The 12,304-nt window shown below is 48.3% G+C and carries 10 protein-coding genes, 1 pseudogene and 1 other annotated feature; of the genes and pseudogenes, 6 read left to right on the forward strand and 5 right to left on the reverse strand.

From position 1 onward, the window contains the following. On the forward strand, positions 1-262 hold a 262-nt coding region (locus M988_RS23015; protein WP_211271667.1), incomplete at its 5' end, for a hypothetical protein. Between the two features lie 102 nt (positions 263-364). On the opposite strand, the gene pssA is transcribed toward M988_RS23015, so the two are convergent. The 4 genes from pssA to trxC form a co-directional block, all read right to left on the reverse strand. Further along, complete coding sequence (gene pssA / locus M988_RS03060) at positions 365-1,720, reverse strand: CDP-diacylglycerol--serine O-phosphatidyltransferase (protein WP_008814689.1); 1,356 nt, start codon at positions 1,718-1,720, stop codon at positions 365-367. A 132-nt stretch (positions 1,721-1,852) separates the two neighbouring features. Further along, on the reverse strand, positions 1,853-4,528 hold the full coding sequence (locus tag M988_RS03065; protein ID WP_064572787.1) for a bifunctional acetate--CoA ligase family protein/GNAT family N-acetyltransferase: 2,676 nt from the start codon (positions 4,526-4,528) through the stop codon (positions 1,853-1,855). A gap of 44 nt (positions 4,529-4,572) precedes the next feature. Beyond that, positions 4,573-5,265: a tRNA-uridine aminocarboxypropyltransferase gene (locus tag M988_RS03070; RefSeq protein ID WP_064572789.1), complete on the reverse strand. Its 693-nt coding sequence runs from the start codon at positions 5,263-5,265 to the stop codon at positions 4,573-4,575. 132 nt (positions 5,266-5,397) lie between these two features. After that, on the reverse strand, positions 5,398-5,829 hold the full coding sequence (gene trxC, locus M988_RS03075; protein ID WP_039185648.1) for a thioredoxin TrxC: 432 nt from the start codon (positions 5,827-5,829) through the stop codon (positions 5,398-5,400). Positions 5,830-6,099: 270 nt separating this feature from the next. Here trxC and M988_RS03080 point away from each other — a divergent pair, with 270 nt between their 5' ends. After that, positions 6,100-7,215, forward strand: coding sequence for a tRNA/rRNA methyltransferase (locus M988_RS03080; protein ID WP_008814685.1), 1,116 nt, complete (start codon positions 6,100-6,102; stop codon positions 7,213-7,215). Between the two features lie 140 nt (positions 7,216-7,355). Here the strand turns inward: M988_RS03080 and arcA are convergent, their stop codons facing one another. Beyond that, a complete protein-coding gene (arcA, locus tag M988_RS03085; RefSeq protein WP_004089205.1) occupies positions 7,356-8,072 on the reverse strand; it encodes a two-component system response regulator ArcA in 717 nt (238 codons plus the stop codon). 112 nt (positions 8,073-8,184) lie between these two features. Between arcA and yjjY the strand changes: the two are divergent. From yjjY to thrA, 4 genes and pseudogenes are all read left to right on the forward strand, one after another. Continuing rightward, positions 8,185-8,333, forward strand: a pseudogene (yjjY, locus tag M988_RS23090) (YjjY family protein). 414 nt (positions 8,334-8,747) lie between these two features. Next, entirely contained in the window at positions 8,748-9,434 is a 687-nt protein-coding gene (locus tag M988_RS03090; RefSeq protein ID WP_039185653.1) for a tRNA/rRNA methyltransferase, read from the forward strand. 241 nt (positions 9,435-9,675) lie between these two features. Beyond that, complete coding sequence (gene thrL / locus M988_RS23315; RefSeq protein WP_071603088.1) at positions 9,676-9,759, forward strand: thr operon leader peptide; 84 nt, start codon at positions 9,676-9,678, stop codon at positions 9,757-9,759. Continuing rightward, positions 9,695-9,818: a sequence feature (Thr leader region), on the forward strand. Its footprint overlaps the gene before it by 65 nt. Positions 9,819-9,843: 25 nt before the next feature. Beyond that, the gene (gene thrA, locus M988_RS03095; protein ID WP_064572790.1) at positions 9,844-12,303 is read left to right on the forward strand and encodes a bifunctional aspartate kinase/homoserine dehydrogenase I; all 2,460 of its coding nucleotides are present in this window, start codon (positions 9,844-9,846) and stop codon (positions 12,301-12,303) included. Position 12,304: the final 1 nt, after the last annotated feature.

Here is a 12,304-nt window from a genome sequence, read left to right on the forward strand (position 1 = left end):
ATTAAATAAACGAAAAAGCCTCATGCGAAAGCATGGGGCTTTTTTGTTTATCTGTTGTTTGTCGGTGAGTTACGCTTTGAGTAGGACAAATCCGTCGGGAACGGATTTGCACAGCGCGAAGTGCTGCCCGAAGGGTGACGGGCAGGAAGCCCGTCATACAACTGCCAGGCATTATAAAGAACCTCAGTCGAAAGGCTGGGGTTCTTTGCTATTTGAAAAAAGAAAACCTAAAAAGAATCGCCGATGGAAATCTTCGGGTTAATTTGTTTTGCGCGAGGCTGAGTTGTTAATGGAGACGTACGAATGAATAGCATTCATTAGATTACGAATATAAAAAAGCCTCCAAAAAGGAGGCTTAATATAGTTACAATATTCGGCTTATTAGGCGGTCAATACGAATTCTGCGGAGTCGTCTTATTAGCTTACGTACTTTCAGTGGATACTGTTGAATAGTTTCAAGCTCAAGGTAGCTACGCACAATATGCGTGTTGGTCCTGATACACTCTAGCTCGTTCTGGCGTTGGTCATGTAACTGATGCTTAGGATCATGAATGAGAACTGCGTTCTCTAAATCTAGTCGCCATGCTCGTGGGTTCAGGTTGTTTCCTGTAATCAACTGCCATTGATCATCAATCCACATACCTTTTAGATGATAGGTATTATCTTCATCTTTCCAAAGACGCACAATGAGTTGACCATTATCCACGAAACGTTGCAGGCGGCTCATAAATCGTCGTAGGTTAATTTCGTAGAGGTAGGGAAGCGCACCAATAATCTTGAATGGCTCATCTTCTGGAATATAGAAATCATTCGCCTTTTTGTCGCCCACGATAATTTCGACCTGCTTACCTTGTCGCAATAAATAAATAATATTGCGCACTAAAAGAGCCGGCATATTGAAATAAGGCGTACATAGCGTCACTTTCTCTTCTGTACTGCACATCAAATGGTGGATTGTTTTATTGAGTACGCTATGTTTACCCAATCCAGCAAGAGGGGTTACTGCTAATTCATCGTTGCTGGCAATCGCTGCAACATCATAACCGCAGCTGCGTAAGCCATGGCGGAATTGTCGTGTTTCATTGCGAATTTCTGGACTTTTAGGGCGATCGTCACGATCTAGTCGTTGAACCGCGGGATCGGTAAGCAGCTTATTTTGAATATAAGCAGACATCGTATCGGCCAAGCGGCTGTTCTTGATGAAGTGATATCGGTCATAACGATATTTATCATGACGGTGTAGATAAACGTCATTCAGGCTTGCGCCGCTATAAATCACTTGATCGTCGACAATAAAGCCTTTGAGGTGTAAAACGCCGAGAGCTTCACGGGTATTTACCGGTACGCCATAAATAGGAACTGAAATGCCAGGGTGTTGATCGGCCATGGCGCAGTACCAGTCGGCATTTGTATTCGTTGCCGCGGCGCCAATACGTCCACGTTGTGCACGGTGCCAGTCGACGAGAACGTAGATTTCTAAATCTGGATGCTGTTGCTTTGCGCTATACAAGGCATTGAGAACATCGCGTCCGCCGTCATCGTTTTCCAGATACAGAGCCGTGATGTAAATACGGCGAGAGGCGTTAGAAATCGCGTCTATTAGCGCCAGTCGGAAAGCCTCTGGCGTAAACAGCGTCTGAACATCCTCAACTGTCTGGGGAAGTTTTGGCAGTTGTGCAAGGTGTTGTTGATGTTTCGTTCGTTTAAATTTAGACAACATCACAGTGCGCTTCTTCTCTCATCATTGTGTAGCAAAATGCTACATACAGTTATATTAGCCTAGGGAATCGGGCGATAATAACACTACTTTCCCTTGATTGCGTATGTTTTGCCTCGATTTGTCGCTACCCTCTCAGCAAAATTCAGTATGTTCCTGTGTGAGATTACCTAGCGGCAAGCTTAGATTGACAATACCGTCTTCGATTTGGATATCGACCTGAAATCCGAGTTTTCGCGCTAGGCCAATCATTCCCTGATTATTGGGCATCGTAATACCTACGAGCTTCTCAAGACCGCGCTGGGTTGAATAAGCGATCATTTTACTTAATAGCGTTTTTCCTAGCCCCAAGCCGTTACGATCTGAGCGAACGAGGACGGCAAACTCTGCTTCGTGATTATCAGGGTCCGATAGTGCGCGAGTGACACCAATAATGGCATCACGCCCTTCTTCCTGTATAACCGCGACAAAAGCCATTTCTCTGTCGTAGTCAATCTGCGTCATCTTAGCAAGATCTTCATGAGTGAATTCGTTGATCTCGCTAAAGTAACGATAGTACAAATCCTCCTTAGTTACCTTTTGAATAAATTGCTGCAGTAGCGGCTCGTCTTCTGGAAGTATGGGACGTAGCAAACAGGTCGCTCCGTTACGCAAGGTGACGTTTTCTTCCAGATGCTGTGGGTAAGGGCGTATGGCTAGGCGGTTTTCGGCATCACCAGCAAAAGGTGTTAGCTGTAACGAAACATCCAGCAGGGTGAAATCATCTGCCGAGGCCAAGACGGGATGAATATCGAGGCGGGTAATCTCTGGGCAGTCGACGATAAGGTCAGAAACCTGAACAAGTAGCTGACTTAACCCATCGATATTCAGTGGCTGCAGAGGGCTTCTGCTACGAATTTTACCGCCTTTAATTGCCTGCATGATGAGATAGCGAGCCAGTGTCATATTTAACGGCGGAAGAGCAACGGCCGCATCATGGTCAGGATCCCACGTCCCACCACCTTCTCCCAGCATGATCAGTGGGCCGAAAACCGGATCATTATCGACGAGTATCCGTAGCTCCTGAGAGCCTGCGCGGTTAGCCATGCTTTGGACTAACAGACCATGAATTCGTGCCTGAGGATACGCGTGCTTAACACGATCTATAATGGCATTGGCCGCTTGCTCAACTTCACTCGCGTTACGCAGATAAAGCATAACTCCTTGTACATCCGATTTATGAGGAATGTCTGGCGAACGGAGTTTCAGGGCGACTGGATATCCAACTTGCTCCGCAATATGTACTGCTTCGGTGCTATCGTTGGCAATCCATGTGGGTAGCGTATGCAAACCATAGTGCGACAGAATCGATCTCACCTCATGCGTATCGAGATGGTAGATCCCCTCTTTCATTGCCTGCTGAATAAGGTCATGGGCCTGAGTAGGGTTGGCTATTAGGGCTGCAGGCAGAGCCGGCGTCTCCATGAGCTGACGTTGGTTGCGGCGATATTCAACCATGTGCATAAAGGCGGTAATTGCACCTTCTGGTGTTCTATAGGTCGGTATTCCAGCTTCGCTGAATAATCGGCGCGCTTCCTGCGATGAAAACTCGCCGCTCCAGTTTGTCAGTACGGAAATTCGTTTGCCGCGAGGATGCTGCTTAAGCGCCTGAATCACGGTTTCTGCAGTGGCTGTGGCCGGTGCCGCAGCGCTCGGTGCATGGATGATTAATACCGCATCGTAGCAGTGGCTGTCTAATAAGGTACTGATAGCTACCTGATAGCGCGCTGGCGTTGCATCATCTCGTAGGTCAATCGGGTTTTTCAGATAAACATCTTCAGGCATTTTGCTACGTAATACCGTCAGGGTTTCCTCATCAAGCGTGGCAAGCTTGCCGTTGCGGCGCAGTAACTCATCAACTGACATCGCTGCCGGTGCTGCGCCGTTGCTGATAATTAGGATCTTCTCCCCTCGTAGGGGATGCATGTGACTGAGTGTTTCTACCGCAGAGAAAAGCTCATGCGTATCTTGAACGCGGAGTAAGCCTGCGCGCTGGATCGCTGCGTCATAGGCAGCGTCCAGTCCTTGCACGCTATTGAGTAGCTGCTGAGCCTGCGGGCTGCGACCGCTTTTGATGACCAGTATTGGTTTATTACGCGATGCGCTTCGCGCCGCAGAAAGAAAACGACGGGCATCATGCAAATGCTCAAGATAGATCAAGATGGCGCTGGTTTTGCTGTCTCGTGCTAAAAAATCGAGTAAGTCATCAACGTCGATATCAAGGCTATCACCCAATGCGATAAATAATGAAAAGCCAATCTCACGCTGTTGAGCCCAATCTAGAATCGTATTGGATACGGCTGCAGACTGAGAGATAAACGCCAGCTTGCCAGGCAAAATAGGGACAGGAGAGAAACTGGCATTCATTTTCTGCCACGGAGCCAACAGGCCTAAGCTGTTTGGCCCTAGCAGACGCACATTATGTTTCTGGGCACAGGATTTTAGCTCTTGAGCCTGAGCGTTTGGAGATGAGAGAACAATCGCTGCTCGGCATCCTTTTTTTCCTAATGCGGCGATGACTTCGATATTGCGTTTAGCATTGATACACAAAATGGCGAGGTCGGGAGCAAAGGGGAGAGACTCTATGTCTGGATAGGCAAGGACACCACAAACGGCCTGATAACGAGGAGTGACGGGCATTACAGGGCCAGAGAATCCTCCTTTCAGCAGATTCTGCATTATCAGGTGGCCGTTACGCCCAACCTTATTTGATGCACCGATAACGGCGATTGATTTGGGGCGTAACAACGATTCCAGACTGCGTTGACTCATAGCCATGACTCCTTGCCGAAGCGGATAGGCTGAGTCTAATACCTCTAGATATTTTCTGCAGTGACCTCTTCACGGTGATGAGGCTTACCTAGCAAATATTGACGACGAAAATAGGTAAAGTGCTGTTGTAACCCCAAAGCCGCTTCGCTATCGCCAGCAATATCCAACAAAGCCGCGGCAACCTCTGCCGTACAGTGCTGATCGTCACGTGCCGACTCGCGTAGCGTGTAGTCACTCTCAAGCTTTGCCTCTAACGAGAAAACGGGGAACTTGTCGAGATAAGGGCTTTTACGAAACATTTTGGTCGCCTCGCGCCATGTGCCATCTAGCATGATGAATAACGGTGGCTTGGCATTCATACTTGTGTCTAGCGTTGTCACGGCCCGCTCTGGGGCATATGAACCGGGAAAAACGACATAGGGTTGATAATCAGGGCTATTAAGTAATGTTAAAAGCGCAGGATCAACCTCGGTGCGCGCCCATTGAAAGGCCGCGGTATTTGGCAAAATATCGGCAATCAGGCGTCCTGTATTACTCGGCTTCATCGGCTCGGTATCGTACATCATCAGACAAAAACGGCTGTTTGCTATGCGTGGTGAGATGGTCTCGCATAAGCAGCGCGTTGCGGGCAATAGACAACGCTGACAGCGCGTGACTCGACCTCCACGGGTAAGAAAGGGTTTTGTTGCTTTGGCTAAGCGTAGCTCACGCAAACGCAGAACGGCATTAGGAGGCATCGACTTCTCTGATGAGGCAAAAGCGCTATTTTAAACAAGCGGGCTAGCAGGGTACAGCGGCGATAGGTATGGGCATCGATAAAAAGTAAAAAGCCCAGAATTTCTCTGGGCTTGATAGCATCAATGAGATAACTAAGCTTTAGTGGCAAGTTGTTCGTTGATCCAGCCATCGAATGGCGCTTTTGGCACCGCGCCGTTTAGCATGTCCACCAATTGACCATTTTGGTAAAGCATGATCGTTGGGATACTGCGAATGCGGAAACGGGTGCTGAGCTCGGGTTCTGCCTCAGTGTTGACTTTCACACAGCGAATCTGCCCTGCACGTTCTTCAGCGACCTCTTCAAAAACGGGGGCAAATCCCTGACACGGGCCGCACCATGGTGCCCAAAAGTCGATTAGGACTGGTAATTCGTCTTGGAGAATTTTATCCAGCGTAGCAGACGTTGCGTTAATCACTTCACCATCGAATAACTCATGACCGCAGCGACCGCATTTAGCCTGATCCTCAATGCGCTCTTCGGGTAAACGATTGGTGGTTTGGCAGGATGGACAAACGGTATTCATGGTTAACCTCGTGGTTTGGATAAATATTCCGAGCTTTTCAACGGTAAAAGCAACGTTAATGTTTAGATAATGTTAAGCATTATGGTGCTTGGGGATATTAATCACAATCAGGTTTCCTCAATGGTTATAATAGATGCCAGCTTTTGTCCAAAGCTTAAGTGCTCAGGTTGTTTGCCGCCGTAATTTGTTAGCGGATGCAAGTCATTTGGGTATAGCTTAGTGGTCACACATCAGGTAATCTTCGCGCCCTGCGCGTTGGTGGAGATAGCAATGAACGATTCTTTTAATGGCAAAAATGGCAAGGTCAAAGTGATGTACGTCCGTAGTGAGGACGACAGCAAAGACCGTGACCAAAAATCGCGTCCGGAAGGTAAAGGGCGTCAAGGTGAACGAGGTGGTCGACAGGGCCGTAGTGCTCAGGATGGAGACCGTCGCAACGATCGCCGTGGTGGTCAAGGCCGTAGCCAAGAAAACGATCGCTCACGCCGTCCTGCTGGTGCGAACCGCAGTGAAGGCCGTAGCGAAGGGCGTAGTGAAGGCCCTTATGATCGTTCGCCTTGGAAAACGGTTTCTCGTGCACCGAATGAAGAAGATAAGCCAGATCACGGTGGTATCGCCGGTAAGAGCTTTATCGACCCTGAGCAGTTGCGTCGTCAGCGGGCTGAAGAAACTCGAGTCTACGGCGAAAATGCATGTCAGGCTTTGTTTGCAAGCCGTCCTGACGCTATCGTGCGCGCATGGTTTGTTCAGTCGGTAACACCACGTTTCCGAGAAGCTCTGCGCTGGATGGCGGCGAACCGTAAAGCCTATCATGTGGTTGATGATGAGGAACTGACGAAAGCATCAGGAACCGAACATCATGGTGGTGTCTGCTTCCTGATCAAAAAACGTAATGGTCTAGATGCTCGTTCTTACCTGAAAACTGCCGCGGACACCGACTGTGTGCTGGCGTTGGAAGATGTGGGCAACCCGCATAACCTAGGCGGCATCATGCGTACCTGTGCGCACTTTGGTGTAAAAGGGCTGATGGTTCAGGATGCGTCGATGCTGGAATCTGGCGCGGCTGTGCGTACTGCTGAAGGTGGCGCAGAGCATATTCAGGCTATTGATGCCGATGGCTTTGATGGCGCGCTGGATGAGTTTCGTCGTGCAGGCTATACCATTGTCACCACCTCCAGCCATAAAGGCACTACGCCGCTGACTAAGGCCACACTGCCTAAGAAAATGGTGTTAGTGTTAGGTCAAGAGCGTGACGGTCTGTCTGAAACCGTTATGCAGCAGGGCGATTTAAGTCTGTCCATCGGGGGGACAGGCCAAGTTGAAAGCTTGAACGTGTCTGTTGCAACCGGCATTCTACTCGCTGAGTGGTGGCGTCAAAACGCGTAGTTGCGTTTCAGATTGAGATGATGAATAGGCGGGGGAAACTCCGCTTTTTTATTGCTGTCATTGATGAGACATTCATACGACAGATAAGCAAAAGGCCGGATTATCCGGCCTTTTTTGTGTGTCTTGCTTAACGCTGGAGATTACTCTTCCAGATCGCCGCAGAAACGATAGCCTTCACCGTGAATCGTCGCGATGATTTCCGGAGTATCTGGCGTAGACTCGAAGTGCTTACGGATACGACGGATGGTCACGTCAACGGTACGGTCATGTGGCTTGAGCTCACGGCCGGTCATTTTTTTCAGCAGTTCTGCACGGGACTGAATTTTCCCCGGGTTTTCGCAGAAGTGCAGCATGGCACGAAACTCACTGCGTGGCAGCTTGTATTGTTCGCCGTTAGGGCTGACTAATGAACGACTGTTGATGTCCAATTCCCAACCGTTAAAGCGATAGCTTTCAACCAGCTTGCGCTCTTCGGTGCCACCGCCCAGATTCATGGTGCGAGACAGAAGATTACGAGCACGAATAGTCAGCTCACGTGGGTTGAATGGCTTAGTGATGTAATCATCGGCACCGATTTCCAGGCCAAGGATTTTATCCACTTCATTGTCGCGGCCAGTCAGGAACATCAGCGCTACATTTGCTTGTTCACGCAGCTCGCGAGCCAACAACAGGCCATTTTTACCAGGCAGGTTGATATCCATGATAACCAGATTGATGTCAAATTCTGACAGGATCTGGTGCATTTCTGCGCCATCATTGGCTTCATGAACGATATAACCTTCCGCCTCAAAAATACTTTTAAGTGTGTTTCGAGTGACGAGTTCGTCCTCGACGATAAGAATGTGCGGGGTCTGCATGTGTTTGCTACCTAAAATTGCCAACAAAATAGAAATAGGGAAGTACAGTAGTCTTGGATCCTAAAACATCAAATCGAGAGTGTGGCTGTTTCGATGATGTAACAACATAGAGATTCAACAGACTAAAGTACGTAAACTCGTTCTTGATGCACTTTCCATCAACGTCAACAACATCGCTAGGTTGGTCAGGGGATGTTACTCCCTACAGCCCCGGTGGTGCCAAAAGCGGCGCACATCCTAACCCTATTAACAGCAATATAACAGCACACACCGCAATTGCCATCCAACAAAACTACGCTTTGTTGACATATATCAAATCCAATTGTAGCACGTTAACAGATTTGTGAAAAACACTTACAAGTATGTGAGCTTAATAACGAACTTAAGCCAGTTTGTCTCTGATTAAGCTCGGTAAATTTGCACGACAAAACTAAACTTTATTCTAGATTTATATAAAATTTAATTCATTGATTGTAAAAATGAATTTATCGTATTTGTTCTAAATAACGTAGTCTCTGCATGTTTTTTGATTAAAATACCTTTTTCCTTTTTTATCTAATAGAAAAATCCGTTTTTTTGTTAAAAAAATGTAACTTTGAAGCTATTGGAAAAACCAGCTAGAGCAAGATAAAGTGCGCTCTGTTAATTACGAATTGTTAAAAATCGGGCATTTATATGCAAATACACATCGTACTGGTCGCTCCGGCCAGACCTGAAAACATTGGCGCTGCAGCAAGGGCTATGAAAACCATGGGGTTTTCATCTTTACGGATCGTTGATAGTCAGGCATATCTTGAGCCTGCCACGCGTTGGGTCGCGCACGGGTCTGGAGATATTTTAGATAACGCCCAGCACTTTAATACCTTGGAAGCTGCGCTAGCTGATGTGGATTTCACCGTTGCGACGACCGCCAGAAGCCGTGCTAGATACCACTATTACTGCTCGCCTCAGGAACTTACGGGTATCTTGCAGGAAAAGCAGAGCTGGACTGCCAGTTGCGCTATCGTTTTTGGTCGAGAAGAGTCGGGGTTATCAAACGAAGAACTCGCCTTAGCGGATATTCTGACGGGGGTTCCGATGGTGGCGGACTATCCATCGTTGAATTTGGGTCAGGCGGTGATGGTGTTTTGCTATCAGCTATCGTCGTTGATACAAAATAGGGTCGAAACCCAACAGCTGGCCGAACAGAATCAATTAGTGGCTTTGCGTCATAGGGTTCATCGTTTGCTGAGCGCGTTGAACGTTGAGGACGATCAAAAACTATCAGATTGGCTCGATCAACGACTCGGTTTACTCGCTCAGCGTGACACTTCGATGCTACATACGTTAATTCACGATATCGAAAAGGCGCTGAAAAAATAAGCTAACGAAGAAAAAAACTGAAAACGTCGAATGCTCGGTGAAGGTGCGCAAAGTTATCTCATTCTGCTCAGTCATAAAGTGTGACTCAGCGCACTTTTGCTGAGATAGGGTTTTTATAAAGGTTTTTATGCTGCTTAGGTTATCAGTATGTTGTCGAGTAACAACAGAATTTCGTTGACTTAGTTTGGCCTTTGCTTTAACCAATATAGGGCAGACACAAGAATTTATTGGACAGACAGAGATGCGTATTAGTTTTCATAACTACAGCCTGAACACCACAACAATTATTACCACCACCGATACTACATGTAACGGGGCGGGCTGACGCGTACAGAAAAAGAGAAAGAAAAAAGCCCGCACCTAAACAGTGCGGGCTTTTTTTTAAGCCTAATTCGGGAGAGTGTTACAAATGCGAGTGCTGAAATTTGGTGGTACCTCAGTGGCGAATGCAGATCGGTTTCTGCGCGTTGCTGACATCTTAGAAAATAATGCCCGTCAGGGACAGGTTGCCACCGTGCTGTCTGCGCCGGCGAAAATAACCAATCACTTAGTGGCGATGGTAGAAAAAACGATTGCCGGACAAGATGCGCTGCCAAATATCAGCGACGCAGAAACGATTTTTGCCGATTTACTGACAGGGCTTGATCAGGCTCAGTCTGGATTTGAATATGGCCGCCTTAAACAGCTGGTTGACGCTGAGTTTGCTCAAATCAAACAGGTGTTGCATGGTATCTCGCTGTTGGGACAATGCCCAGATAGTGTGAATGCAGCGATGATTTGTCGCGGTGAAAAACTCTCGATTGCAATTATGGCCGAGCTGCTTAGGGCGCGTGGTTACGGCGTTAGCGTGATTAATCCGGTGGAAAAACTTTTGGCCGTTGGCGGCTATCTGGAATCAACCGTAGATATTGCGGAGTCCACTCGTCGCATCGCTGATGAACCGATTCCTGCCGATCACATGGTATTAATGGCGGGTTTCACCGCAGGTAACGATAAAGGCGAACTGGTGGTATTAGGCCGCAATGGCTCTGATTATTCCGCTGCGGTGCTCGCGGCCTGCCTGCGCGCTGATTGTTGTGAGATCTGGACCGACGTTGACGGCGTATACACTTGCGATCCACGCACTGTACCCGATGCAAGATTATTAAAATCAATGTCATATCAAGAGGCGATGGAGCTCTCTTATTTTGGCGCCAAAGTTCTTCATCCTCGCACCATTGCACCTATCGCCCAGTTCCAAATTCCCTGCCTCATCAAAAATACCGCAAATCCCCAAGCTCCCGGAACTCTCATCGGTCGCGAAAGTGGGGCTGATGGCGTACCGGTAAAAGGCATAACTAACCTGAACAATATGGCGATGATCAACGTCTCCGGTCCAGGCATGAAAGGTATGGTTGGCATGGCGGCGCGCGTGTTTGCGGTCATGTCGCGTAGTGGGATTTCGGTCGTGCTGATCACACAGTCCTCATCCGAATACAGCATTAGCTTCTGCATCCCTCAGCGTGAGCTGGAGCGTGCGCAAAGTGCACTGAACGAAGAATTCTATCTAGAGCTGAAAGACGGTTTGCTAGAGCCGCTGGATGTCACTGAGCACTTAGCGATAATCTCCGTCGTCGGTGATGGTATGCGGACTATGCGCGGTATTTCGGCTAAGTTCTTCTCCGCTCTGGCGCGTGCCAATATCAATATTGTTGCGATTGCACAAGGCTCTTCAGAACGCTCTATTTCCGTGGTAGTTAATAACGACTCAGCGACCACGGCCGTTCGTGTCAGCCACCAGATGTTGTTCAATACCGATCAGGTGATTGAGGTCTTCGTGATTGGTTCCGGTGGCGTAGGCGGTGCGCTAATTGAGCAGATCCATCGCCAACAATCATGGCTGAAGAATAAACATATCGACCTGCGAGTGTGTGGTATCGCGAACTCGCGGGCGCTGCTAACCAACGTGCATGGTATTGAACTCGATCGCTGGCAGAGTGAATTAGCTGATGCCAAAGAGCCGTTTAACCTTGGTCGCTTAATCCGTTTAGTGAACGAATACCATTTGCTGAATCCCGTGATTGTTGACTGTACCTCCAGTCAGGAAGTTGCCGATCAATATGCTGATTTCCTTAGCAACGGTTTCCACGTGGTGACGCCAAACAAGAAAGCCAACACCGGCTCCATGAACTACTACCATCAACTGCGTCAGGCAGCAGCGGGGTCGCGCCGTAAGTTTTTATACGACACCAACGTCGGTGCGGGTTTGCCGGTTATCGAAAACCTGCAAAATTTGCTGAGCGCTGGCGATGAGCTAGTACAGTTCTCTGGGATTTTGTCTGGCTCACTCTCCTTTATTTTCGGCAAGTTAGAGGAGGGGATGTCTTTATCGCAAGCCACGCTTGAAGCGAAGAAACTCGGCTATACCGAGCCCGATCCACGTGACGATCTTTCTGGAATGGACGTCGCACGTAAGCTACTTATTTTGGCGCGTGAAGCGGGCTACAGCATGGAGCTGAACGACATTGAGGTTGAGTCTGTGCTGCCTGCCGATTTCGACGCAGGTGGGGATACATCGGCGTTCTTGGCTCACCTACCACAGTTAGACGATTGGTTTGCTGAACGAGTGGAGAAAGCGCGCGCGAAAGGAGCGGTGCTGCGTTACGTTGGACAAATTGTTGATGGTCGCTGTCAGGTCAAAATGGTAGAAGCGGATGGCAATGATCCGCTCTATAAAGTGAAAAATGGCGAAAATGCCTTAGCGTTTTACAGTCGCTATTATCAGCCGATTCCACTGGTTCTGCGGGGCTACGGTGCGGGTAACGACGTGACCGCTGCCGGTGTATTTGCAGATTTGCTGCGTACTTTGTCATGGAAGTTGGGAGTCTAAT

Source organism: Hafnia paralvei ATCC 29927, from assembly GCF_001655005.1.
Lineage (GTDB): Bacteria > Pseudomonadota > Gammaproteobacteria > Enterobacterales > Enterobacteriaceae > Hafnia > Hafnia paralvei.

Excerpts from the sequence above, each read along its gene's own strand:
- M988_RS03065 (WP_064572787.1), bottom strand. The coding sequence starts at position 4,528 with ATGAGTCAACGCAGTCTGGAATCGTTGTTACGCCCCAAATCAATCGCC.
- arcA (WP_004089205.1), bottom strand. The coding sequence starts at position 8,072 with ATGCAGACCCCGCACATTCTTATCGTCGAGGACGAACTCGTCACTCGA.
- thrA (WP_064572790.1), top strand. The coding sequence starts at position 9,844 with ATGCGAGTGCTGAAATTTGGTGGTACCTCAGTGGCGAATGCAGATCGG.
- M988_RS03090 (WP_039185653.1), top strand. The coding sequence starts at position 8,748 with ATGCAAATACACATCGTACTGGTCGCTCCGGCCAGACCTGAAAACATT.
- pssA (WP_008814689.1), bottom strand. The coding sequence starts at position 1,720 with ATGTTGTCTAAATTTAAACGAACGAAACATCAACAACACCTTGCACAA.
- M988_RS03080 (WP_008814685.1), top strand. The coding sequence starts at position 6,100 with ATGAACGATTCTTTTAATGGCAAAAATGGCAAGGTCAAAGTGATGTAC.
- M988_RS03070 (WP_064572789.1), bottom strand. The coding sequence starts at position 5,265 with ATGCCTCCTAATGCCGTTCTGCGTTTGCGTGAGCTACGCTTAGCCAAA.
- thrL (WP_071603088.1), top strand. The coding sequence starts at position 9,676 with ATGCGTATTAGTTTTCATAACTACAGCCTGAACACCACAACAATTATT.
- trxC (WP_039185648.1), bottom strand. The coding sequence starts at position 5,829 with ATGAATACCGTTTGTCCATCCTGCCAAACCACCAATCGTTTACCCGAA.